The sequence below is a fragment of the Pseudoalteromonas sp. AOP7-A1-14 genome (assembly GCF_052376275.1).
In the GTDB taxonomy this organism is placed as follows: Bacteria; Pseudomonadota; Gammaproteobacteria; order Enterobacterales; family Alteromonadaceae; genus Pseudoalteromonas.
Window position 1 is genome coordinate 1 of sequence record NZ_JBQSVO010000009.1, and the last position, 22,825, is coordinate 22,825.

Consider the following 22,825-nt stretch of genomic DNA (forward strand, 5'->3'; position numbering starts at 1 on the left):
GCTGCAGGAAATAGTTTAATTGCACACAGTGTAGCTTCATTTAAAAACCGCATTAAGTTAATTTTTTATCAAACCTTATGTAGCTAGTAACTCTCGTCATCGCTAAAAACGGTGACAGAGAGTTCTTCATCCATCGTTTCAAATACCAAGAAATTAATCGGTTTACAGCACACTTGGCAGTCTTCAATGTATTGTTGGTCTACGTCCGCAGGGTCAAGTAATACCTCTATATGCTCACCACAATAAGGACACCCGATAGTTTTCTCTGTTAGTTGATTCATAAATGACGCTCCTGTCGGTTTTTTTATTTGTGAACTACGCTGTAAGTAATCTGAGCTTAAATTAACTAGCTTGTTTAATATGCCTACAAAACAAGCTAATACAGCTACTCTAAGGTGCTTTTAAGTTGCTTAAGCAAGGCCTCGGTTGTCCATTCAAGTCCATAATATGGAATATCAGGCTGATAATAGAACCCTTTATCACGGGGTCTATCAACATACACTTTATTAGGAATAATCACCTTGCTCAACCCAGAAGGTGTATCAACTAATCTTACTTCCATATACGTAGAATCAGAGCTACTTGGCGCGCCAAATAATACCGTATTTGAAAACAACTTAAAGGTATCAACCGCATCAAGACAAGCACTGCCACACTGCCCTGGTACTATCACCATCGCTTTGTTTTGAAAGTCACTGCTTGTTACTTTAGCTAAGCTTTGCTCAAGAGGCTGATTATGCTCTACGTAAAACGGAGCATCTTCATTTAGCGATAGCTGCATACCCGCAGATACTTCTTTTACCATTTTGTACATTTCAGGTTGGTCTTTCAATATTGCCATTAATGACTCTACATATTCGGTATTGTCTTTTGAGGCACGCCACCAAACTTGAGTTTTTGCGTTCGCTTTTTCTCTACGATAATTAACGATTTGTTGCCCCCATAACTGCTCTGCAATTTTTAGGCTCCAAAAAGATGAACCACCCTGGTTATGACGAAGATCAAGTATTACCGCTTTGGCCGTTAATAGCCGGGGGCGCTGTTTTGCTAAATCAATAAACAGCTGCTGGTAATCTGATTTTTGTTGCTCATTGGGCGAAAATGTTGGCATTGCAATCCATGCAATATCTTTGCTTGGCCAATGAAGACCTATTGGGAGTTCATCACCATTGTATGCATTAACCAAATGCTGCTTTACACTTTCGGGGCGCTCAGTCCACTGCAATTGCACGCTGTAAGTGGAGCCATTAGTTTTGGAAAAGTCGCATGTTTTAAGTTTGGGTAAAAAGGGGTTACCATCATCAATAAGTAAGCGCCGCCCGTTATGCCACCAATGTCCAGGCTGCCCAACTTGACCATGAAAACTAAAAATGGATTTACGCATTAATGGCACAATTGGCATGTTATTACAGCGTATTATTTTATCGCCCTTGGCAATTTGACTATGCTCAGAGTAATACACTTTCAAGCCATCACCTCGCCATACTGCCGAAAACCCAGGCCAGCGGCGTGGTTGCTTTAATTCTTTAGGTAAAACCGCCACAGCTCCAGCATGACCATCTTGCAAAACGGTATTAAAACGCGCAATTGCAGCTGCGTAACCTTGCGCATTAATGACCTGTTTTGCAAGTGCTAGACCTTGGTGCTTTGCACTCTCTAGTAGCTTAGGGAAGTCTGGGTTGTAGCTGTCATACATACCGGGGTGATTGGCAACTGATTGCTGATACGCTGCTTCAATATCTTGCTTAGCTGTTGCTTGCCACTGGGCAGCTGTGCTTGGTAAGCTTTGCAAAGCGCTATTTTTATCATCTTGTGCAAAAACATTTTGTGCCATTAAAGACATAACGACCACAAGTATCTTAGGGGCCGATTTAATCACCTTTGTCATATAAATCCTTTTTAATTATTATATTCTAACTTACAGATATCTAAGTAGATGGGAATGCTGTTATTTATTGCTGGCCCTATTTTTATACTCAGCTTTAAGGCTATTTATTTCTTTTTCACAGGATTGATAAGCAATTTTATATAAGTCTCTAAACTCTTTTTGTTCATTGTTATTAGTACCTAACTCAACCGTTATGTTCTCAATTACGCTAGTGAGCAAAGACAATTCATCGTACTTTGAATCTTTAATGTTATTACTAGGAATATTCCTTAAACACTCCGAGACTACCAGAAATAAATTAACTTCATTTTTCACTGCAAGATCGTTATTCGATTGTGCAAAAAAGGAAATGAGCGAAATAAAAAATAATATGCATACTTTCATGTGAACTCCCTGCGCTGCATACTAGTATGTTAAATTTTTGTTTGAATTTATTTTTATTAATCAACAAACCATAACTGAGTTACTATTTGCATTCAATCAGTTACTCCGAGTTCAGATCAAATAACGTATGCTAATATTGTTTCTACGTTAACCCTTATTGGTTGTCCACTCTCTACTCTTTGTAGAAATTTAAATTAATAATTCACAAATAGGGTATGAGGCACAGCGCTTAAAAGAAGTAAAAAAGCGCAGCCAGTAGCCACGCTTTACATTACTCAATTAAATTACAGCGTCGCTTAAGTCCTATTTAAAAAAAGCCGAGTGGGTCTTCGCTGTAACTAACCAGCAAGTTTTTAGTTTGCTGGTAATGATCAAGGGCGAGTTTATGGGTTTCGCGACCGATACCTGACTTTTTATAGCCGCCGAATGCAGCATGGGCTGGGTACATATGATAACAGTTGGTCCAAACGCGCCCTGCCTCTATTTTACGGCCAAAGTGGTAAGCACGGTTCATATTACGGCTCCATACGCCTGCACCTAAGCCAAACTCAGAACTATTAGCAAGTTCCAGCGCTTCGGCTTCATCTTTAAAAGTCGACATTGAAATGACCGGGCCAAAAATTTCTTCTTGGAACACTCGCATATCGTTAGTGCCTTTTAACAGCGTTGGCTGAATGTAATAACCGCCATTTAGCTCATCAGAGAGTTGCTCAACATTACCGCCAGTGAGCACTTGTGCGCCTTCTTTTTTACCAATCTCTATATAACTAAGAATCTTATCAAACTGTGCTTTTGACGCTTGCGCGCCCACCATGGTTTCACTATCAAGGGGATTGCCGCGCTTAATTTGTAAAGTGCGCGCTAAAATACGCTCAATAAACTGATCGTATATATCTTCTTGGATGAATAACCGTGACGGACACGTACATACTTCACCTTGGTTGAAGTAGGCAAGTACCGCACCTTCAATGGCTTTACTTAAAAATGAGTCGTCTTTATCCATGACATCGTTAAAGAATATATTGGGTGACTTACCGCCAAGCTCTACACTGGAGGGAATAATGTTATCTGCGGCGCATTTCAAAATATGCGAGCCAACTGGAGTTGAGCCAGTAAAGGCAATTTTAGCAATGCGAGTGCTGGTTGCCAGCGCTTCCCCTGCTTCTTTACCAAAGCCATTTACCACATTTAAAACCCCTGCAGGAAGTAAATCGCCGATGATTTCCATTAACACCAATATTGATGCAGGTGTTTGCTCAGCCGGCTTTAATATTACGCAGTTACCTGCTGCAAGCGCTGGGGCTAGCTTCCATGCCGCCATTAATATTGGGAAGTTCCAGGGAATTATTTGCCCGACTACACCAAGTGGCTCATGGAAATGATAAGCTACGGTGGTTTCATCTATCTCGCCAATACTCCCTTCTTGCGCGCGAATACAGCCTGCAAAATAACGAAAATGATCTGCTGCCAGCGGAATATCAGCAGCCAGTGTTTCACGAATTGCTTTACCGTTATCCCAGCTTTCCGCCACGGCAAGTAGTTCAAGGTTTTGTTCTATACGATCAGCAATTTTTAATAAAATATTGCTCCGCTCAGTCACTGAGGTTGTGCCCCATGCTGCTTTTGCTTCATGAGCTTGATCAAGCGCAAGTTCTATATCCGCTTTATCTGAGCGCGGTATTTTACAAAATACCTTTCCATTGACGGGGCTAATATTTTCAAAGTATTGGCCATTAACCGGCTCAAGCCATTGCCCACCGATATAATTACCATACTGAGGTTTAAAATTAATAAGTGAGCCATCACTACCTGGATTTGCATAGATCATTGTGTGTGTCCTTTATTCAAAATGTTGCTTTTTAATTTAATCGAATTGATTAAGTTTGACGGGAAATTGTTGTTTATTTATCCGCCATTTATTGACATTAGCTCATAACAGGCATACAAACTTGATTACCTGTCCAAAAAACGTGTCTGTGTGTCCAGACATCAAATAGGGAATAATATGACAGCATTATTAACCACTGAAAAAATCATTAAAAAGCGCCAAGCAGTTGATGTGCTTATCGAAAATAAAATAACCTTTGCCTCAGACAATGCTGAGCTGAGTATTTACGACACCTACCAAGATGCCCAAAAAGTGGCGCTGCATTCCAGCGAATTGCTATTTTGTGGCATGATCTGTGGTAAAAAAATCATGCATGTTGGCGACAGTGACTACCACAAAGAGTTCTTACCACAGCAATCATTTGTACTAGCGCCAGAGCAAGGTGTGTTGATTGATTTTCCAGAAGCGTCAATTAAGCAACCAACCACCTGTTTAGCGATTGAAATAAGCCGAGAGAAAATAAGCCAAGTCGCTGATGCACTGAATATGCAGCAACAAATAAGCAGTGATGATTTTTTTCAATACATCCCTAAACTTATCCATGCCGAGCATAATCAACAAACCCAGCAACTGCTGGATCGGATGATTGGCTTATTCAGTGAAAACGAGCAAGATCGTCATTATTTAATTGAGTTGGCTGTTAATGAATTAATCACTCGGCTGTTACAGCAACAAAGCCGCGATTTAATGCTCTCAAGCTGCCAGCAACCACTGATTAGTTGCAGCCTTAATCAGGCTCTTAATTTCATGGCTGAAAACCTAAACCAAACGCTCGATATTGATAAATTATGCAAAATAGCATGCATGAGTCGCAGTAAATTTTATCAACAATTTAAACTCGCCTTTGGGCTCAGCCCTGCTACATACCAACAACAACTACGATTGAAAAAAGCACGACAACTGCTGCAATCAGGCCAGCAAGTGAGTCAAATCTGTTATGAACTAGGTTTTACTAACCCGAGTCACTTTAGCCGTTTATTTAAACAAACGTTTGGCGTACCACCTAAGCACTACAAGCATTAATATGCAGACAACAAGAATTTTTAACTAAACTGAAAATTTTTGTTGACTCAAACGCAATTGCAGATTATTTTCCCGCTGATGTTTTTATCGGCATAAACAATAGCGGCATGCATCCCCTGCACCGTCTGGCGCCAAGCCAACGCACTTTACTGTGTCGCACTTGTGCTAACCCCACCGCGAAAGCCAACAGTCAATATTGCGTACAAAAGCAGTGACTTGGAATATCAGCTATGCAGCTAACATTCTTTGTTTTTGTTTAAGTAATTTGGGCCCTAACACTCAAATACTTTTTATTTTGTGAATACTTAAATGCTTGAACCTTCTGCGTTAAGTCTTGTGCCCCCCGTTGTGGTGGTTATTTTGGCGATCCTGTTACGTCGTCCTATTTTATCTTTGCTGATCGGTGCCTTAGTTGGCCTTGCGATGCTTGACCCTGCAGCCATACTGAGTAACTTTGCTGCGGCATCGTTAAAAGTGATGGTCGATGAAACCATCGGCTGGCTTATACTGGTATGTGGTGGCTTTGGTGCGTTAATCGCGTTATTAGTGCGCACCGGAGGTGCATCCGCTTTTGGCAGTTTTGCACTACGCTTTTGTAAAGGCCCACGTTCATCGTTGATTATGACCTTTTTACTTGGCATCGTGATTTTTATCGACGACTATCTTAATGCGCTCACTGTAGGTGAAACCATGAAGCGCATTACCGATAAATTTAAAATCAGCCGCGAAATGCTCGCCTACGTGGTCGACTCTACTGCCGCACCAATCTGTGTACTAGTGCCTCTTTCAACATGGGCCGTGTTCTTTGGTGGATTATTGGTTGATAATAACATTGCCAGTGAAGGCCAAGGTATTGCTGTGTACATTCAAGCTATACCGTATATGTTATACGCTTGGTTTGCGGTATTAATCGTGCCATTAGTGGTGTTTGGTGTGATCCCTTTATTTGGACCGATGAAAAAAGCACAATTACAAGCGATGCAACAGCAACCGCAAGTCGACCCTACGCAGTACAACGAAGTACAAACTGCTGATGAATACGCAGTAAAAGCCGTTGAAGAAAGCTTTGAAAGTGCAGATAGTCACGGCAAACTGTATAACTTTTTACTGCCAATCATTTTGCTCGTTGCATTTACAGTGTACTTTGAAATCGATGTATATAAAGGCTTATTGGCCACGTTTGCCGTGATCATTCCATTTTATATGCTGCAAAAATTAATGCCCTTTGCCGAAATGATTGAAAAAATGCTCGATGGCTTTAAAAGCATGTTACCTGCGATTGGTACTGTGATCACCGCGTTTATTTTTAAAGATGTTTGTGACCAATTGCTATTACCACAGTTTGTGATTGAATCACTGAGCCCATTTATGACCGCTGGCTATTTACCTGCTGTGGTGTTTTTAGCAATGGCCATTTTAGCCTTTGCAACTGGTTCAAGCTGGGGGATTTTTGCGGTAACTATTCCAATTGTAATGCCACTTGCCGTCGCGGTTGATGCAAATATACCGCTGGTAATTGGTGCGCTGTTATCAGCCTCATCATTTGGCAGCCAAGCATGTTTTTACTCAGACTCAACCGTACTTGCAGCGCAAGGCTCAGGCTGTAACTTAATGAGCCACGCAATTACCCAATTGCCGTATACACTCATTGCAGCTGCCTGTGCATTTGCTGGGTTTTTAGTAATTGCTTAAGCAATAAGATTTAAGAGGAAAGTTGGCAAGGTTAAAGCTTAAAAGCAAACCCATTTAACTACTATTTGAGCCTCTTCAAGCGCGCGCGGGAAATACATGCCCGCGCTAATTTTTTATCAAAAAACCGAATTATAATAACGAAGCTAAATATTTAGTAAAAGGAGCAATATTTTGCTCTACACTGGCCGTTTCTAAGGCTTCCATATAATCACTTCTTCGCTCAACTGGCACAACAGTCCATGAGTAACCACCTGCCGCCATCATTAAGTTCATGATGAACCGCCCCATTCGGCCATTACCATCAAAATAAGGGTGAATATAAACAAAAATAAAATGCCCTAATACCACTCGAACGGCAGGGTTTTCTTCTTCCATTAACAAATCGAAAAGTGCAGGCATCATATCCCTAACTGCCGCTTTGGTTGGTGGGGTATGTTTGGATTTTCTAATATAAACGGGCCCTGTTCGATAACCTGCTAAATCAGATTGCTTGATAATGCCAGCTGCAACACTCGGCCCGAATAAAGCTAAATACCAGTCAGCATGAGTTGCTTCGAATACTTCACCCGCGTTTTCACCATTAAGTACACGTTCAACAGCTAGCTTTACTTGTTGAAAGGCATCCCAATAACCTTTTGCCGCCATTGCATCTAAATGCTTTTTACTGCCATCAGATTGTTCAGGGTTCCAATTACCTGAACGTACATGTTCAATCAATTCATGTGTAACCCGGTAGCCTTCAATTGATAGTGAGTGATAAGCATCGGTAACAAACTTGTCTTCTACTTCAGCCAAGTAGTCCTGAACATTTATTTTAGCGACAGGCACATCAGGAAAATGGGCAATCACATCTGCTCGCATACTATGCCACAGTAAACGAAGTCGATTGGCATAGGGTGAAACTTCACGGCGGCCAAATGTAATGTGTGTTTCATCTTCAAATGGGTCTGTTTCTTTTACTTTAAAATCTACTGCATCCATGCCTTTAATGATGTTATTAGCAATTAAGTCTCTACCAATGTTACGAAATGCCCCAGCCAATCGGCCAGCACTAGCAACATGACCTCCTTCAAGTAATATACTTAATATTTCTGAAGCATCTGTCACCATTGAAAGTAGCGTTCTCATTTGAATGGGCTTTTGTGCAAAGGTAGCTTTAGCACAATGCACTAAGCTTGCTGCCAAGCTATATACCCTCAAACCATCAACGATTGTTAAATGCGCCTGATCTGGCAACACAGAGCGAATATCAAATACAGAAGTATCGTGAAGTAAAGCGGTTGGTTTATTTCGACCTTTAGGCGAGCGTACTAATAACTGAGGTGGAACTGTTTTATCACCAATATGAATTTGTATTGATTGCTCTGGTGATAAACACCAGTTTTGCTCAAGACGCTCATCCAAATACGCCCCACAAAATTCCCAAAAGGACGTATACCAAGCGGTACTATCGCCTTGTTGTTCATCTGGGCTTGAAGGAATATACCAACCTCGCATGACCTCTTTAATGAAGCCATGCTTAGTCAAGCGCTCTCTATCGGTGCGCTCAAGCATTTTCGATTGCACAGCAATAATGCCACTATCTTGCAATAGCTTTAATCGCTCTAGAGAATGAGCAAGCTTTTCTGACACTTGATTCATGTTAACACCATTAGCTTTTGATGAAGTTAAAAATTAGCTTTTAGTGTAACTTTCCATTAGCTTTTAATGCAACAATTAACTAGCTTTTAATGTATATGTGATAGCGTAGAAGAATAATGTTCAAGGAAAAAAGTTAGCGAGGTGAAAGTTAAAAACAAACCTATTTAACTATACAGCCACTCTAATTGAGCAAACAAAGCTGTGCCACTAAACTTAGGTTCGGTGTTTTCTTAAGTTCTTTTCATCAGCTTAGCATCACGCTTTTTTGCGGTTTGATAGTCGCTCAAGCTGTCGATGTTTGAGGGTGTAATACGTTGAAGATGCAGTGGGCAATTCCTTGCAAACTGACTGGACACTGTAATGTTTGAAACATAATATTTAATCTGGTGGACTTTTCAAGCTGATAGTAAGTAGTCCGAAACAGCCGCTTACTAAATTACTAAAGCTTTAAAGCTAACCTTTTAGGGTAACTAAATGGTTGGCATTCAACGCATTTTATTTCATGTGCATCAGTATGCGCGGGATTTATTATAAAATTATATTCATCTGAACAAACAGACGAAGGCACTTGCAGTACCGCTTCCCCCATACTCGTTAACCAGTCGCTACCCACTATTTGGGTTCTTAATATATAAGGGTGATCATCCCAGTCACTTGGTAGTTCAGATACAACCAAGCGTTTAATTTTCAGTTTATCAGGTATTAATATCGATGTGACTGATAGTTGCTTGTTAAGTATATCTGTAGAGTCATTCACTAACCTCTCAAGCATTGCAAGTGAACGGCTACTTGCTGTATAAACAACAGGCTTACCGACCATATGCCATCTACCTTCTGCATAAAGCCCACCTATGCCTGACAGTGCGTTATTTACATTGTTATGTTCAGTTGGAGCAATCCTGTAACAAATCATCAAGCAGTGAATCCATACTCTAGCCCATTAATAATTCGCTTAATTAACTCACGACCGCGAATGGTATGTAAAAATTCTTTTGGCGCTTTGCCATCGAACTGTGTATGAGCAGTATTCAACCACTCATTCCAACGTTTTACATCACCGAAGTATGAAATACCTATAGATGACAAACGTGCAACTTCCAATGCATTTTGACTTAAGTTAATACCTAAACGTTTGCGCTCTTTTACATGTCGTTCTAATGTCCTCGTTGTAGTACCAATAGTCTTAGCTATTAGTTTTTGTTCCCATCCAAGTGATTTACTAAGAAGGAAAATGGACGAAGCTTTCAAGCCTGTAGTAGCAACAGTAATTTCTTCTAGTGCATTAGAGTTATTAGTGATTAACCCACCACTCACTACTTTTATAAAATCAAACTTTAAAGTTTCCATAAACACCTCCACGACAATTGTCGCTAATTATAGTGCCAAGTGTCAAAACTAGCAAGGTAACATAGCGCTATTCGCTGATAGCTGATAGCTGATAGCTGAACGTGGTGGCCGCTGGGGTTCTTGCATCTCATACTACAAAGGCTTTTTCTAATTCTGTATCAGCCTAATGTAAAGTACTCTTTTTTGAGTATATTCAAACACACTAACAATTTTGACCTTTAACCTCGCGAACTTTACTGTTTTTCCAATTAACCTCGACTATTACTTGTATGTACTGCCCTAAAAAGCGGATAATTGCGGTTAAATAAAAATACACTGACAAAGTCTGGCGCAAATACTTAGTAGCCTTACTTATTAGTGCGCACGAAGGTGGACCAATTCAATGGAAATTAAAGTTAATTTTCTCGATAACCTTAGATTAGAAGCTAAGTTCGACGATTTCTCTGTTATTGCGGATCAACCAATCCGTTACAAAGGCGATGGCTCTGCACCAAGCCCATTTGACTACTTTTTAGCATCTTCAGCTTTATGCGCTGCTTACTTTATTAAAGTGTATTGCAATGCCCGAGATATCTCGACTGATGAAATTCGCGTGGCACAAAACAACATTGTTGATCCCGAAGATCGTTATAATCAAATATTCCAAATACAGGTTGAACTACCTGACAGTATTTCTGAAAAAGACCGCACGGGTATTTTACGCTCAGCTGAGCGCTGTACTGTTAAACGTGTTATTCAGACTGATCCTGAGTTTAAAATTGATGCTGTAGAAAGCTTAGATAATGACGCGCAAGCCATGCTGATGGCTAAACCTGATGACAGCGATAATACCTTTATTTTAGGTAAAGACTTACCGCTTGAACAAACCATTGCCGATATGACTGCTATATTGGCTGACTTAGGCATGAAGATTGAAATTTCATCATGGCGCAATATCGTACCAAACGTGTGGTCGTTACATGTACGTGATGCAGCTTCTCCTATGTGTTTTACCAACGGTAAAGGCGCAAGCAAAGAAAGTGCATTATGCTCAGCCCTTGGCGAATTTATTGAGCGTTTAAACTGTAACTTTTTCTATAATGATCAGTTTCTTGGTGAAGAGATTGCCAACAGCGAATTTGTGCATTATCCAAATGAAAAATGGTTTTCACTCACTGACGATGACACGCTTCCTGAAGGGATTTTAGACGACTACACACTAAGCATTTATAACCCTGAAGATGAACTATGCGGCACACACCTCATTGATACAAACTCAGGTAACGTTGAACGCGGTATTTGTTCAATTCCTTACGTGCGCGAATCTAACGGAAAAACCGTGTATTTTCCATCAAATTTAATTGAAAACTTATTTTTAAGTAATGGTATGAGCGCCGGAAATAACTTTGCCGAAGCCAAAGTACAATGCTTATCAGAGATTTTTGAACGCGCGGTTAAGCGCCAAATCATCGAGCAAGAAATTATATTACCCGACGTACCTGAATCGATACTTTCTAAATACCCTGGCATCGTTGCCGGTATTAAAGGGCTAGAAGAGCAAGGCTTTCCGGTGGTGGTTAAAGACGCCTCTCTTGGTGGGCAGTTTCCGGTAATGTGCGTGACGTTAATGAACCCAAAAACGGGTGGTGTATTTGCTTCATTTGGCGCGCACCCAAGTTTTGAAGTGGCCCTTGAACGTAGCTTAACTGAGTTATTACAAGGCCGTAGCTTTGAAGGGTTAAATGACGTGCCAAAACCGACCTTTAACAGCATGGCAGTATCTGAGCCTGAAAACTTCGTTGAACACTTTATTGATTCAACAGGTAAAGTTTCATGGCGTTTTTTCAGCGCGAAGCACGATTATAACTTTGTGGAATGGGACTTCTCAGGCACTAACGAAGAAGAAACAGCCAGCCTTTTCGGTATATTAAAAGACTTAGGCAAAGAAGCGTATATAGCTGAATTTTCAGATATTGGCACTGCGTGTCGTATTTTAGTACCTGACTATTCAGAAGTTTACCCAGTCGAGGACTTAATTTGGGATAACACCAATAAAGCCCTTAAATACCGTGAAGACATTTTAAATCTGCACAGCTTAGATGAAGATCAACTTGCTGATTTAGTTGAGCGCCTAGAAGACAGTCAACTAGATAACTACATTGATATAATCACCTTAATTGGCGTTGAGTTTGACGAAAATACAGTATGGGGTCAGCTAACAATTCTTGAGCTTAAATTACTGATTTATCTAGCCCTGGGTGATTTAGAAGCGACAATGGAGCTGGTTGAAACCTTCTTACAGTTTAACGATAACACCGTTGAACGCGGCTTATTTTATCAAGCAATGCACGCCTCTTTAGAAGTTGCTTTAAGTGAAGATTTAGAGATTGAAGACTATATTTATAACTTCACTCGCATGTTTGGACAAGAAGTAATGGATGCTGTGGTAGGCTCAATTAATGGTGATGTGGTGTTCTACGGTTTAACACCTACCAACATGCAACTTGAAGGGCTAGAGCGACATCAGCGTTTAATCGACAGCTATAAAAAGCTACATGCTGCCCGCGCTGCAAGAGCTAAATAAACAATTCAACTGCGCTTGAAACACAAAAATAAATTTAAGCACCTAGCATTGGCAGGTGCTTTATTTTTTTATAGCGCAAAGCCAACGAGATACAATGAGCAAGTTCCTTGCTCGGCAATGGTTGATTAAGCTCAAACACTAAAGCACGGTTACCTTGATAGCCGAAGGTATCACCATACACCTTTTTAAATGTGTCGATCAATTTGGTTTTACAATTAAAGTATATACAAAATTGCTGCGGTGATTTTGCTTTATAATCAAACCGAATTACGGAGCCTATTTTTGAAATATAGCTCGGCTCACCCCATTTGAGTGTTTCTTCAAGCTCGGTGATGCCATCCTCGCTGGCAACCTTAAAAATTAAACATCGTATATCATGTAGTAAAATAGCGATATTATCAGGATAAGTAGTAAATTTTTGCTGTACGCTTTCATCCATATTTTTAAAAATATCCTCTATAATTCAGCTGGTTTATACCTGTAATGCCCCGTAATTTTATAACGAAACAATACGTCTTCACGCTGCGGCCCTGCGCCGATGTTATGCACAATCAGTGGCGTTGTATTGTCTGGTGCAAGTTCTCCCATCACGATACCTATATGCGGTAAATTACCTGGTAACATCCAAGTGACAATATCACCCGCTTTGTAAGCATCTGCATCATTTGTTATAGGCAGCACAGTGCCGAAACGTTTAAAAAAAGTTTGTAAGTTGGGTACTCTGCGATGATCAATATTACTGTCAGGGTTAGTTAAGCCCCATATTCTTTTTGACGGATAAGAAGCGAAGTTATCGCGCATGTCTTCGTGTACTAATTGTTGTAAATCAATACCCAGGGCTCGGTAGCTTCGAATAATTACATCAGTGCAAACGCCAATATTGGCAGGTACGTCACCGTTTGGGTAAGCAATGCGCTGATAGGCGCCATCATATAGTACATTGTGTTGTGTTCGCTCATTAGCAGCATTCATCAAATCTTCAGTAAATGAATTGCTATGACTAAAAGCAGAAAACATTAACAGCAAAAACCAAAGTACATAATTCATAGTCATTCCTTGTAAATTCTAACGCTATATAAACTTCAATAGTTATATAATCATGACTGCTTATTCTCATCCAGTATCTTTATTAAACGCTTTAACTCTCGAAGCACCAGCATAGGCTCATCATTTTGAATGAAATGGCCGCTTCCTTCTGTTAATACGCTGCGACCTTGAGGAAATTCAGCTGCCCAACTCTGCCACAACTCCCCCCACATCATTCGGCCCTTGTCTGTAAAAAGTAGATTGCTCGGCTTTGCAACTTTACGCACAGAAGCAATAAGTGTGACAGGCATATCTTTAATCTGCGGGTAATCTGGTAGCGGTCGTTTACTCCAAAAATCCAAGTATTGATTCGACATTCCATTTGCCATATCACTTAGTTTTATTTTCGCGATTTCTTTATTCCCCTGCTCTAAATTTATGGCACGCAGTATATCTACATCGTGCTCCGAGGAAGGATCGAGCATGAGTAGCGCATTTAATTGTTGTGGATATTTTGCAGCAAAATCTCGCGCAACACTCCCGCCATAAGAATGCGCAACAAGTATTATGGGCTTTGAAATATTCAGCGCCAACAAAAACTCATTAAGATGATCTGCATAGTCCATTGAAGTAAAATGCTGCTTAATTACAGTTGAGTTGCCATTACCTACACGAGAGTAACGTACAACCTTAGCATGCTCTGCTATGGCGTTAAAAACTGGATCCCAGTCATTTAAACCCGCGCTCCCTCCAGCCTCAAGAACCACAATTTGTTTACCCGTACCGGCGATCTCATACTCCAGTGCAAAGTCTCCTACTTTCACAAATGCAGCATAAGCATTTACTGTAAACAATAAGGGCAAAGCTAAAAAGAGACAGCTTTTAAAGGTATGACATAAAAACTTAAACTGCATGGTAATTTTCCTTTATCACTATGAAGTCATTAAAAAAAACCCAAGCAATTGCTTGGGTTCGATACACCTTAACGCAAAATCATCTCACCTACTTTTGCAATTTAATGTCGTTAAAATGCGCTTCCAAATTGCTGACTAATGTTTGTTTAGGTAAATCGGCGAACGGTTTATCAGCAAATTTACTACCCCGCAGCTGAATGTTTAAACGTGCTGCATTTGGATTTAACATAGTTTGTTTGTAATAGTCTTTGAGATCAGCCAGTGTTACTTTTTCAACTTCTGCAATCAGCTTTTGTTTTGAGTCAAAATCAAAGTTTTCACGATACCAATCACTCACTAATGGCGCCATTTCATCATCTAAATTTTTTGGCTGTTCTTTAAGTGTAACTAAGCTGGCATTTTTAAGTTGTGCAAACGTTTCTTCACTCATATTATCAAGCTCAACGGCGTATTGACGTTTAAAGTCTTCAAATCTCGTTTGCATTTCTTTCGGTCCTTTAACCGGCGTTTGAATGAACAAACCAATAACGGAGTAATTTTCAATAGGACGCGCCAACGCTCCCACAGCATAGGCAAGCTGCTCTTCAGTGCGCAATTTATCAAAAGCGAAAGTTCTAAGGTGATCTTGCAGTACCTGTGCTTGCGCTTTTTGCTTATACCCAGCAACTGGATGAACGGTCATATCAATAATGGCTACATCGGCTACATCTATATCTTTTTGTAGCACGATGGTTTCACCCGACTGTGGTAACCATGCTTTGCTACGAGCAAAATCAGTTGATTGATGGTTGCTTGGTAGTACATCAGTTAACTCTTTCGCTATGACATCAATATCCTGTTGATTATAGTTACCAAACGTAAATACGCGCAATTCATTATTGCTAAATGTGCGTTGTTTAAGGTCAGTAAAATCAGCCATAGTTAGGCTATCAGCAGCATTTATTAATGCGTCTATATCAAAACTGCCGGTAAAGGTTAGCTTTGAGTATTCATCGAATGCCTGATAAAACGGAAATTTCTTTTGTTCATTTAATAAACGACGCTTATAACGATCTATTGCTTGAGCAAAACCTTGCGTTGTCGTTTGTACATCAATAGATTTAAGTGCGTGATCGAGTAATACGTTTTGTTTATCAGTAAAGCCGCCCATTGATAAAATAAGGCCGTTATTAGCTTGTAAATTAACACTCATCCCCGCCACAGCGGCTTCAGTACTTAACTCACTGAGTTGTAAATTGTATAAATCAGCCCACACTGAATACAATACTTTAGCTTTAATATCTTCAAGCGCATCGGGTGTATTTATATATACATCAACTAAGCCTTTAGGTTGTTCACTAAAACGCTGGCTTGCTTGACGCCAAATTTTCACACCATTTTTATCATAGGCTAATGTGGGATGCTGTTGCTTATTAAATTCTCCGGTTTTGATAGCAAAGCTTTCTGGCAATAGCTGATTAACGGTCGGCAACGCGAGTGTAAATTCACTGGGCTTGCTCCAAGAGTCAATTTCAGCATCGCTAATATCTTCAATACGGTATTTGCCATCATAAAAGTGTAGTTGTGAGTCGGTTTCTTCTTGTTGTGAAACATACCAAACACGTAATGTATCTGGATTTAACTGCTCAAGAACTCGATTAACTGCGCCTGCATCAAATTTTGCATAATAATAAGGCGCGTTAATGGCATGATTTAGCGGGTATTCTTGCATGCTACCTGTAAGCGCACTAACATAATTAAATTCATCACCCTTTTCTAAAAACTTAAACTGGTCATTAAGTGAAGTTTTAATTTCACTGAAGTATTTACTATCGACCCCTTTTTGTTTAATTAAATCGATATATCTCATGACCGTTGCGGTGATCTTTTCACGGTTTTTCATGCCTTCATCAGTAAGCTCAATATCTACCGTAAGCGCCCCATAATTACCATAATGGCTAGGTGCCGAACTAGCGCTAAGCTGCGATACCCAACCTTTATCACGTAGAATTTTCGCTGGGCTGCCCTGCATTTCATTACTCAATAAATAAGTCACAAAACGGTTTGGTTTAACAGCAAATGCATCGCTATTATCGGTAATAGTAAAATCAAGTTGTAGTTTTTTTACATCCTCATTTGGCACATAATGTACCCGTTTCCCACCAATATTATCAAAGTCTAATTTGTCAGTGACGGTTGGCTTTTCAATCTTTTTATTTTCAATATCAGAAAAGTATTTCTGCGCTTTAGCCTCCATTTCAGCAAGTGATAGGTTTGAAATCATTGCCACTTTCATGATGTTAGAAGAATAATATTTATTATAAAAATTAACTGTTTCTTTATGCAGCGAACTGCCTTTTTTGTCGCCTAAAGTTTCAAGGTTACCAATTAAAAAGCGATTCGCAGGATGATCGCTCAACATTTTGCGTGCAAGTTTAAATTGGCCAAAAAAGTCAACCTCGCGGCGCATTGACCACTCTGCGTTTACCGCGTTTTTTTCTTTATCTGCATATTCAGGGTACAACTTAGGAGATTTAAAAAAATCAGCAAAACGGTCAAGTGCTTCATCGTAAGCGTCATTATTTACTTTGAACATGTAATTAGTGATATCAAGCCACGTGTACGCGTTGTGCGCGCCGCCATTTTTGGTCATGAAATCTGAATAACCTTTGGTGTCTGGGTAACGCTCAGTCCCCAAAAATAGCATGTGCTCTAAATAATGCGCTATACCTTGCTGGTCCATTGGATCATGTAATAAGCCAACACCCACGCTCAATGCTGCGGCTGATTTTTCAGCACTTGGATCAGAGACCAAAATCATTTCAATCTCATTACTAAGCTTTAGGGTTTTATATTGACGAGTATCATTTGGGCTAACGACGAGGGTATCTGATAATAAATTTGTTTTTTCTTTTACTGGCGCCGTGGTAGTACAAGCACTTAAAACCACTAGGGCAATTGCACTAAAACCGATAGTTTTTTTCATAACAGGTTTTTGATCCATTTATTAATGCGTTATTAGTGCTTATCATGTGTAATCATCGCATCACATGCAATCGTTTTTTAAACGACTTTGTAACACATTGTGAAATCTAAAAACAAACTGCTAGTCTTAATCATCATCAATATAACTTTAGAGACAATAATAAAATGGAAAAATACATACTACTAGCCATGTTCTGCCAAGTATTGCTGACATTCACTGTTATGGTAGTTATGGGACGTCGTCGTTTTAGTGCTGCGCGCGATAAACAAATATCAATGCAAGACTTTGCCACCATGGAGCTTAATAACGCGGGAGATAATGTCAAAATTGCCGATCGTAACTTTATTAATCAGTTTGAAATTCCAGTACTGTTCTTTATAGCCTGCTTAACAGGGCTACAATTTAATAGTGCGGGTTATTTATTTGTTGGGTTGGCATTTGCTTTTGTCATATCACGCGTGATCCACACTTTAGTACATATTGGCGCTAACAATCTAAAAATACGTTATTACACTTTTTTAATTGGTTGCTTGATTGTCATTACCATGTGGGTATCGCTGTTAATGCGCGCCTTCGCACTTTAAGTAAAACAAAAAGGCGCTACATTTTTTTACTTTTTAATTACTTGTGCGGCGGCGTCTAAGCCCTACTAACAATAAAGGTAACAACCAACTAACACTACCACTTGAGTCAGTTTCAGTTTCAATTTCAGGGTCAGGTGATACTGGTTCATCTATTAAGGTATTCTCTGCTGGTGTTAGTAGAGCTGATGAGTTTGGATCATCATCTAATACGGTTACGCCATTAATAGTGACTAAATTTGCTGAGGTAATCACGGTATCTACGTCAGAGCATTGCTCATTGGTAATATTTACCACAGGTATTTGACCGCAATGCGTAAGTGATGTGATATCTTCAAGTACAGCAAAACTTTCATCATCTACTTGACCAAAGACAGTAAAGCCGCCGTTTTGAACGTCTAAATTTGCGCTATTATCTTTTAAGTTAAAAAACCATTGGCTAGTTGCACTATCTGGATCGCTACCAATTTTCGCCATGGCGACCGTGCCTTTAACATTAGAAAGAATAGGCTCATTCATAACTGGCTCTTGAGTTTCTATTGCTTCAAAATCATCAGTGTAAGTAAATCCACCTCCTTGCATTACAAAGTCATCAATTGAGCGATGAATAACCGTTTGGTTATAACTGCCCTGCTCGATATAACTTAAAAAATTAGCTACTGTTTTAGGTGTTTGTTGGTCAAACAAGTCAATTTTTACAGTACCTTGTGAAGTTTGGATTTCGACAACGCTAGCGTGGCTGGCAAAACTAGTTGCGACAATTAAGCCAGCGATGAGTTGGTTTTTCATATTCATTTCCTTTTATATCCAATCACCTCAAGGTGGTTTGAGTATGTAATTTTGTTGTTATATAAAATTTAATAAAATAATAATAAAACCTTGTCAGCAAAGCGATAGCAAACAGCACTTTGACACAAACCCCAGCAGTTTAATTACATTATATATACATCCATTTACATATTCGTTCGGGTTATAAATAAACTGCATTTAAAACGAAATCGTCTCAACAAACTTTTTCAATTTGTTAGTATCGGATTGGCAACAAAAACACACAACAGGATAAAACAATGGCACATACTGATGAACATATTTGTGACTTTGGTTTACACCAAGGGCAATCATACAAAGAGCTACCTGCTAGTTTTTTAAATTGGATGGTTGGCAATAAGCATGAAAAATCAGCATTAGCAGAACAAGAATTACAACGAAGGCAACTTGCGGCTACAAAGCAGTTAAATGCTAATAATCCACTAGAAACAGAATAATTTTTCTAACTTTCGTTATTTCATCATAAAACTAGTTTAAACTACGCGTATAATGAACAGCAAAACTGACAAAACGGGTCACATTATGCGCGTATTTATTACCTTACTTTTATTAATCGGCATTGCTGCCTGCAGCAACAGCCCTACCCTATCGCAAACGACTACAACTGAAAAAGCACAGTATTTAACCATTTTACATACCAACGATAACCATGGTCGCTTTTGGCATAATGAAAAAGGCGAATACGGTATGGCTGCACGTAAAACCTTAATTGATAAACTACGCAACAATGCGAAGCAACAAGGCCATGCTGTATTACTGCTTTCTGGTGGTGATATTAATACAGGGGTTCCAGAGTCTGACTTACAATTTGCGGAGCCTGATTTCAAAGGTATGTCATTAATTGGTTATGATGCTATGGCACTAGGTAACCACGAATTTGATAATCCTCTTTCCGTACTTATTAAACAACAAGACTGGGCTACTTTTCCTCTATTATCTGCTAATATATTTGATAAAAAAACCGGTGAAAATGCTTTTGAACAATACAAGATATTTAACAAAAATGGCCTAAAAATAGCTGTTATCGGTTTAACCACTACAGACACAGCAAAAATTGGCAACCCACAATACATTGGCGGACTTGAATTTAAAGAGCCGGTTGCAGTTACCAAAACCTTAACGCAAAAAATAAAACAGCAATACCAGCCAGATATAACCATTGCAGTAACACACATGGGCCATTACGTTGATGCGGCTTATGGGATTAATGCTCCTGGAGATGTCACTCTTGCGCGCTCATTACCAAAAAACACCCTTGATATGATTATTGGCGGACACTCACAAGAGCCCGTTTGTATGGCAAGCAATAACAAAGTAGATGATAACTTTGCACCGGGAAAGGCATGTAAGCCAGATCAACAAAATGGTACATGGATCATGCAAGCTCACGAGTGGGGTAAATACGTAGGTAAAGCTGAGTTCAAGTTAGAAGATGGTCAACTAACCTTGATTGACTATTCATTACTTCCAGTTAATTTATATGTCGATGAAAAACAAACCGACGGTACAACAAAGCCTGTTCTTGCTAACGAATACATAAAGCCAAACACTGAGTTAGAAGCCTTTTTAGCCTACTATCAAGCTAAAGGCGCAAAACAAATAGAAGGTAAAATTGGCTTTGTTGATAAAAAACTTGAAGGGGATCGCAGTAAAGCTCGCTTTGAACAAGTAAACCTTGCTCGCGTAATCGTTCAGGCACAAATGGATTCGGTCGGGGCTGATTTCGGCATAATTAGTGGTGGTGGTATTCGCGATAGCATTAACGCTGGGGAAGTCAGCTACAAAGATATTCTAAAAGTACACCCGTTTAAAAATCGTATCGCGTATATCGATTGGAACGGCAAAGCACTTTATGATTACCTAACTACGGTATCCGCTTTCCCACCCGATTCAGGCGCTTATTTACAATACCATAAGCTCAGCTTTGATTATGGTAACGGGAAACTTGAAAACGTAAAAATAAACGGCCAAGCGCTTGATTTAAATAAAACATATCGCATGAGTATTAATATCTACAATGCCTCTGGTGGTGATGGTTACCCTCAACTTACCAAACGAAACGGGTTTGTCAGCACCGATGACACCGATGCACAAGCACTGAAGCGCTTCTTTAAGAACAACAGCCCAATAAAAGCAGCAAACTTCGCGCCTAAATAACTAGTTCCAAATATACTCACACTATTTAGGTAAATAGTGTGAGTATAATGGCACCCACTATTTACCTATCACTTTAATATCGTTTAAAGTTATTTTCGCTAACCCATAACTGTGTAACCGAGATCGTGAACCTTCACCGTGAGCTTTTGGTGGATAATAACACTCTTTCAACTCAGGAAAGTCAATAAGTGTTTCATCCAGTGCGGCGCGAATCTCACTTAAGGTTTTTTCTAAACTGTTAGTGAAATTAGGGCGTTTACGGATGGTATGACCGAGCTCAATTAAACGATAAAAATACTTATTCGCAAGCTCAATTAACGGCTCTGGCACATCTTTGTTTTGATTCAAGACCACTTCAGGGTTTTCAATACAAAATTCAATTAACGCTAAATAAAAACACAGTGGCTTATTAGCTAACTTAACTTTTTTCTCAGGTATGACACTATTAGCTATTGATTTACTTTGCAAATCAATTAACAAAATAGGCGTAGTAGCAGGCTTAATTACTTCCCCAATTCCTTTATTTTCAAATTTTTTCGCTTGTTGTTCGCTATAACGCCACCAAATAACAATTATAAAAGCGATCAACATCGCGCCAATTACCACACCAACATCTGCCCTATGAAAGCTTCGGCTATTATTCACAAAAATAAGTTCTACACTGCGCTGTGGGGTCTCTAAAATTTGTTTAAAACTCAGTAAAGGTTTTGAGCCAGCCGATATATTTTCAATAGCATATAAATTAATTGCCGAACCTTTACCAAGTAAGCTATTCAGATCATTGATGTAATCGACCACCATCTCTTCACTACCCGCATGGCTAAAAAAAGAATCTGGTAAGTTTAGATAATTTAAATCTAATGCAATACGGTTTTTAACATCAGCGAGTAATAACGCCGATGATTGCTGGTACTGATAATAAGCAGATGAAAAATAAGCCCCTACAAGTACTATAAAAGTAAACAAAAATAACAATATAGACTTCAGCGCCTTGTATTTATTCATTATTGCTGCTCTTAGCTGTTTTATTCAGCGGCTCTGTAACCAAAGGTGATGCAGAGCTTGCTACTTTCATAGAGCCACACTGCCAATAGGCCTCTACCTCATTAAAATAAAGAGACTTTTGCTTTTTAGCTAATGCTTTAAGCTCACCCTGCACTGCACACAGTAGGTCTGTATTTTCGTCCTGCATTTTTAAATACCAACGACTTCCACTTATATTATCACTAATAGCTGTAATATAATTTTTTGAAAATTGTTGTTGATCAGACTCTTGCCAATAAGATGCGATAATATCGACCCTTCCCGCACTTAATAGTTCGCGTAACTCTTTATGCGAGCTTGCGTAAGTAACGGCTAAATTACCAACATTGATATCAAGATCTTTAAATAGCTGCTTAGGAAGGATATATCCAGAACGGCTAGTTGGGTAATCCAGTAAACCAATGCGCTTATCTAAAAAGTAAGACTTGGTCAGTTTTGGTTTTTCTTTAGCTGAGATAAAGAAAGCCGTATAAGTTGGGTAACCAACAACAGCTTGATAATTATAAGTGGATTCAGCCATAAAAACCGAAATCAAATTCTCTTTAGCTAAAATAAGATCAGCAATACCTTTACCTAAAAAATCAACTGTATCGGTTGTCTTATATCCCCAATAGGCAGCCACTTTGCCAAACTGCTTAGCAACCACGTCATTTTTGCACAAAGTATTGACGACATCATTGGCTATATTTTTTGATGGAGCATAAACCACTAACTGATTTTCATTTGTAATTGATACCGTACGACACTCGTGCGACGAAGTAATAAAGGCACGAGGAGTGGGTTGAGCCTCAATATTTAGCATTACACCTAAATAAGTAAACACCATTACAGATAGAAGCAAAAATGTAACAATTGAAAGTTTGTTTCTAAAAAAAACACTTAAA

At 39.4% G+C, this 22,825-nt stretch carries 20 protein-coding genes; 6 read left to right on the forward strand and 14 right to left on the reverse strand.

Annotated features, from left to right (window positions below):
- Positions 1-83: 83 nt before the first annotated feature.
- The 4 genes from ACT3RM_RS02915 to exaC form a co-directional block, all read right to left on the reverse strand.
- On the reverse strand, positions 84-281 hold the full coding sequence (locus tag ACT3RM_RS02915; RefSeq protein ID WP_441835787.1) for a CPXCG motif-containing cysteine-rich protein: 198 nt from the start codon (positions 279-281) through the stop codon (positions 84-86).
- Between the two features lie 104 nt (positions 282-385).
- Positions 386-1,888 carry a S41 family peptidase gene (locus ACT3RM_RS02920; protein WP_441835788.1) on the reverse strand — a complete coding sequence of 501 codons (1,503 nt, stop codon included), beginning with the start codon at positions 1,886-1,888 and terminating at the stop codon, positions 386-388.
- A 60-nt stretch (positions 1,889-1,948) separates the two neighbouring features.
- Positions 1,949-2,272 carry a hypothetical protein gene (locus ACT3RM_RS02925; protein ID WP_441835789.1) on the reverse strand — a complete coding sequence of 108 codons (324 nt, stop codon included), beginning with the start codon at positions 2,270-2,272 and terminating at the stop codon, positions 1,949-1,951.
- Between the two features lie 307 nt (positions 2,273-2,579).
- A complete protein-coding gene (gene exaC, locus ACT3RM_RS02930; RefSeq protein ID WP_441835790.1) occupies positions 2,580-4,100 on the reverse strand; it encodes an acetaldehyde dehydrogenase ExaC in 1,521 nt (506 codons plus the stop codon).
- Between the two features lie 177 nt (positions 4,101-4,277).
- Here exaC and ACT3RM_RS02935 point away from each other — a divergent pair, with 177 nt between their 5' ends.
- Together ACT3RM_RS02935 and ACT3RM_RS02940 are read left to right on the forward strand one after the other, a co-directional pair.
- Complete coding sequence (locus tag ACT3RM_RS02935) at positions 4,278-5,183, forward strand: helix-turn-helix domain-containing protein (protein ID WP_441835791.1); 906 nt, start codon at positions 4,278-4,280, stop codon at positions 5,181-5,183.
- Between the two features lie 309 nt (positions 5,184-5,492).
- Positions 5,493-6,875, forward strand: coding sequence for a Na+/H+ antiporter NhaC family protein (locus ACT3RM_RS02940; RefSeq protein ID WP_441835792.1), 1,383 nt, complete (start codon positions 5,493-5,495; stop codon positions 6,873-6,875).
- 129 nt (positions 6,876-7,004) lie between these two features.
- Here the strand turns inward: ACT3RM_RS02940 and ACT3RM_RS02945 are convergent, their stop codons facing one another.
- The 3 genes from ACT3RM_RS02945 to ACT3RM_RS02955 all read right to left on the reverse strand — a co-directional run bounded on the left by ACT3RM_RS02945 (position 7,005) and on the right by ACT3RM_RS02955 (position 9,863).
- Positions 7,005-8,516, reverse strand: coding sequence for a Fic family protein (locus ACT3RM_RS02945; protein ID WP_441835793.1), 1,512 nt, complete (start codon positions 8,514-8,516; stop codon positions 7,005-7,007).
- 439 nt (positions 8,517-8,955) lie between these two features.
- Positions 8,956-9,429, reverse strand: coding sequence for an RES family NAD+ phosphorylase (locus ACT3RM_RS02950; protein ID WP_441835794.1), 474 nt, complete (start codon positions 9,427-9,429; stop codon positions 8,956-8,958).
- Positions 9,429-9,863 (reverse strand): antitoxin Xre/MbcA/ParS toxin-binding domain-containing protein, encoded by a 435-nt coding sequence (locus tag ACT3RM_RS02955; protein ID WP_182717572.1) that lies wholly within the window; start codon positions 9,861-9,863, stop codon positions 9,429-9,431. The genes ACT3RM_RS02950 and ACT3RM_RS02955 overlap by 1 nt, the downstream gene beginning before the upstream one ends.
- Before the next feature lie 382 nt (positions 9,864-10,245).
- Between ACT3RM_RS02955 and ACT3RM_RS02960 the strand changes: the two genes are divergently transcribed.
- Positions 10,246-12,426 (forward strand): OsmC domain/YcaO domain-containing protein, encoded by a 2,181-nt coding sequence (locus ACT3RM_RS02960; protein ID WP_441835795.1) that lies wholly within the window; start codon positions 10,246-10,248, stop codon positions 12,424-12,426.
- A gap of 34 nt (positions 12,427-12,460) precedes the next feature.
- On the opposite strand, the gene ACT3RM_RS02965 is transcribed toward ACT3RM_RS02960, so the two are convergent.
- The 4 genes from ACT3RM_RS02965 to ACT3RM_RS02980 all read right to left on the reverse strand — a co-directional run bounded on the left by ACT3RM_RS02965 (position 12,461) and on the right by ACT3RM_RS02980 (position 17,331).
- The gene (locus ACT3RM_RS02965) at positions 12,461-12,865 is read right to left on the reverse strand and encodes a DUF1801 domain-containing protein (protein ID WP_441835796.1); all 405 of its coding nucleotides are present in this window, start codon (positions 12,863-12,865) and stop codon (positions 12,461-12,463) included.
- 17 nt (positions 12,866-12,882) lie between these two features.
- A complete protein-coding gene (locus tag ACT3RM_RS02970; RefSeq protein WP_441835797.1) occupies positions 12,883-13,473 on the reverse strand; it encodes a DUF1287 domain-containing protein in 591 nt (196 codons plus the stop codon).
- A gap of 50 nt (positions 13,474-13,523) precedes the next feature.
- The gene (locus ACT3RM_RS02975; protein WP_441994706.1) at positions 13,524-14,366 is read right to left on the reverse strand and encodes an alpha/beta fold hydrolase; all 843 of its coding nucleotides are present in this window, start codon (positions 14,364-14,366) and stop codon (positions 13,524-13,526) included.
- Between the two features lie 88 nt (positions 14,367-14,454).
- Positions 14,455-17,331 (reverse strand): insulinase family protein, encoded by a 2,877-nt coding sequence (locus ACT3RM_RS02980; RefSeq protein ID WP_441994707.1) that lies wholly within the window; start codon positions 17,329-17,331, stop codon positions 14,455-14,457.
- Between the two features lie 164 nt (positions 17,332-17,495).
- Here ACT3RM_RS02980 and ACT3RM_RS02985 point away from each other — a divergent pair, with 164 nt between their 5' ends.
- Positions 17,496-17,915 carry an MAPEG family protein gene (locus tag ACT3RM_RS02985; protein ID WP_441835944.1) on the forward strand — a complete coding sequence of 140 codons (420 nt, stop codon included), beginning with the start codon at positions 17,496-17,498 and terminating at the stop codon, positions 17,913-17,915.
- Between the two features lie 33 nt (positions 17,916-17,948).
- Here ACT3RM_RS02985 and ACT3RM_RS02990 read toward each other — a convergent pair whose 3' ends face one another.
- On the reverse strand, positions 17,949-18,701 hold the full coding sequence (locus ACT3RM_RS02990; RefSeq protein WP_441835943.1) for a peptidylprolyl isomerase: 753 nt from the start codon (positions 18,699-18,701) through the stop codon (positions 17,949-17,951).
- A gap of 278 nt (positions 18,702-18,979) precedes the next feature.
- Here ACT3RM_RS02990 and ACT3RM_RS02995 point away from each other — a divergent pair, with 278 nt between their 5' ends.
- Both ACT3RM_RS02995 and ushA read left to right on the forward strand, forming a co-directional pair.
- Entirely contained in the window at positions 18,980-19,177 is a 198-nt protein-coding gene (locus ACT3RM_RS02995) for a hypothetical protein (RefSeq protein ID WP_441994708.1), read from the forward strand.
- Between the two features lie 85 nt (positions 19,178-19,262).
- Positions 19,263-20,897 (forward strand): bifunctional UDP-sugar hydrolase/5'-nucleotidase UshA, encoded by a 1,635-nt coding sequence (gene ushA / locus ACT3RM_RS03000; RefSeq protein WP_441994718.1) that lies wholly within the window; start codon positions 19,263-19,265, stop codon positions 20,895-20,897.
- 57 nt (positions 20,898-20,954) lie between these two features.
- Here ushA and ACT3RM_RS03005 read toward each other — a convergent pair whose 3' ends face one another.
- Positions 20,955-21,902, reverse strand: coding sequence for a hypothetical protein (locus ACT3RM_RS03005; RefSeq protein WP_441994709.1), 948 nt, complete (start codon positions 21,900-21,902; stop codon positions 20,955-20,957).
- Positions 21,895-22,743 (reverse strand): hypothetical protein, encoded by an 849-nt coding sequence (locus tag ACT3RM_RS03010; protein WP_441994710.1) that lies wholly within the window; start codon positions 22,741-22,743, stop codon positions 21,895-21,897. The genes ACT3RM_RS03005 and ACT3RM_RS03010 overlap by 8 nt, the downstream gene beginning before the upstream one ends.
- Between the last annotated feature and the right edge of the window lie 82 nt (positions 22,744-22,825).

Coding starts and splice junctions, on each gene's coding strand:
- ACT3RM_RS02915 (WP_441835787.1), bottom strand. CDS start 281: ATGAATCAACTAACAGAGAAAACTATCGGGTGTCCTTATTGTGGTGAG.
- ACT3RM_RS02920 (WP_441835788.1), bottom strand. CDS start 1,888: ATGACAAAGGTGATTAAATCGGCCCCTAAGATACTTGTGGTCGTTATG.
- ACT3RM_RS02925 (WP_441835789.1), bottom strand. CDS start 2,272: ATGAAAGTATGCATATTATTTTTTATTTCGCTCATTTCCTTTTTTGCA.
- exaC (WP_441835790.1), bottom strand. CDS start 4,100: ATGATCTATGCAAATCCAGGTAGTGATGGCTCACTTATTAATTTTAAA.
- ACT3RM_RS02935 (WP_441835791.1), top strand. CDS start 4,278: ATGACAGCATTATTAACCACTGAAAAAATCATTAAAAAGCGCCAAGCA.
- ACT3RM_RS02940 (WP_441835792.1), top strand. CDS start 5,493: ATGCTTGAACCTTCTGCGTTAAGTCTTGTGCCCCCCGTTGTGGTGGTT.
- ACT3RM_RS02945 (WP_441835793.1), bottom strand. CDS start 8,516: ATGAATCAAGTGTCAGAAAAGCTTGCTCATTCTCTAGAGCGATTAAAG.
- ACT3RM_RS02950 (WP_441835794.1), bottom strand. CDS start 9,429: ATGATTTGTTACAGGATTGCTCCAACTGAACATAACAATGTAAATAAC.
- ACT3RM_RS02955 (WP_182717572.1), bottom strand. CDS start 9,863: ATGGAAACTTTAAAGTTTGATTTTATAAAAGTAGTGAGTGGTGGGTTA.
- ACT3RM_RS02960 (WP_441835795.1), top strand. CDS start 10,246: ATGGAAATTAAAGTTAATTTTCTCGATAACCTTAGATTAGAAGCTAAG.
- ACT3RM_RS02965 (WP_441835796.1), bottom strand. CDS start 12,865: ATGGATGAAAGCGTACAGCAAAAATTTACTACTTATCCTGATAATATC.
- ACT3RM_RS02970 (WP_441835797.1), bottom strand. CDS start 13,473: ATGAATTATGTACTTTGGTTTTTGCTGTTAATGTTTTCTGCTTTTAGT.
- ACT3RM_RS02975 (WP_441994706.1), bottom strand. CDS start 14,366: ATGCAGTTTAAGTTTTTATGTCATACCTTTAAAAGCTGTCTCTTTTTA.
- ACT3RM_RS02980 (WP_441994707.1), bottom strand. CDS start 17,331: ATGAAAAAAACTATCGGTTTTAGTGCAATTGCCCTAGTGGTTTTAAGT.
- ACT3RM_RS02985 (WP_441835944.1), top strand. CDS start 17,496: ATGGAAAAATACATACTACTAGCCATGTTCTGCCAAGTATTGCTGACA.
- ACT3RM_RS02990 (WP_441835943.1), bottom strand. CDS start 18,701: ATGAAAAACCAACTCATCGCTGGCTTAATTGTCGCAACTAGTTTTGCC.
- ACT3RM_RS02995 (WP_441994708.1), top strand. CDS start 18,980: ATGGCACATACTGATGAACATATTTGTGACTTTGGTTTACACCAAGGG.
- ushA (WP_441994718.1), top strand. CDS start 19,263: ATGCGCGTATTTATTACCTTACTTTTATTAATCGGCATTGCTGCCTGC.
- ACT3RM_RS03005 (WP_441994709.1), bottom strand. CDS start 21,902: ATGAATAAATACAAGGCGCTGAAGTCTATATTGTTATTTTTGTTTACT.
- ACT3RM_RS03010 (WP_441994710.1), bottom strand. CDS start 22,743: ATGCTAAATATTGAGGCTCAACCCACTCCTCGTGCCTTTATTACTTCG.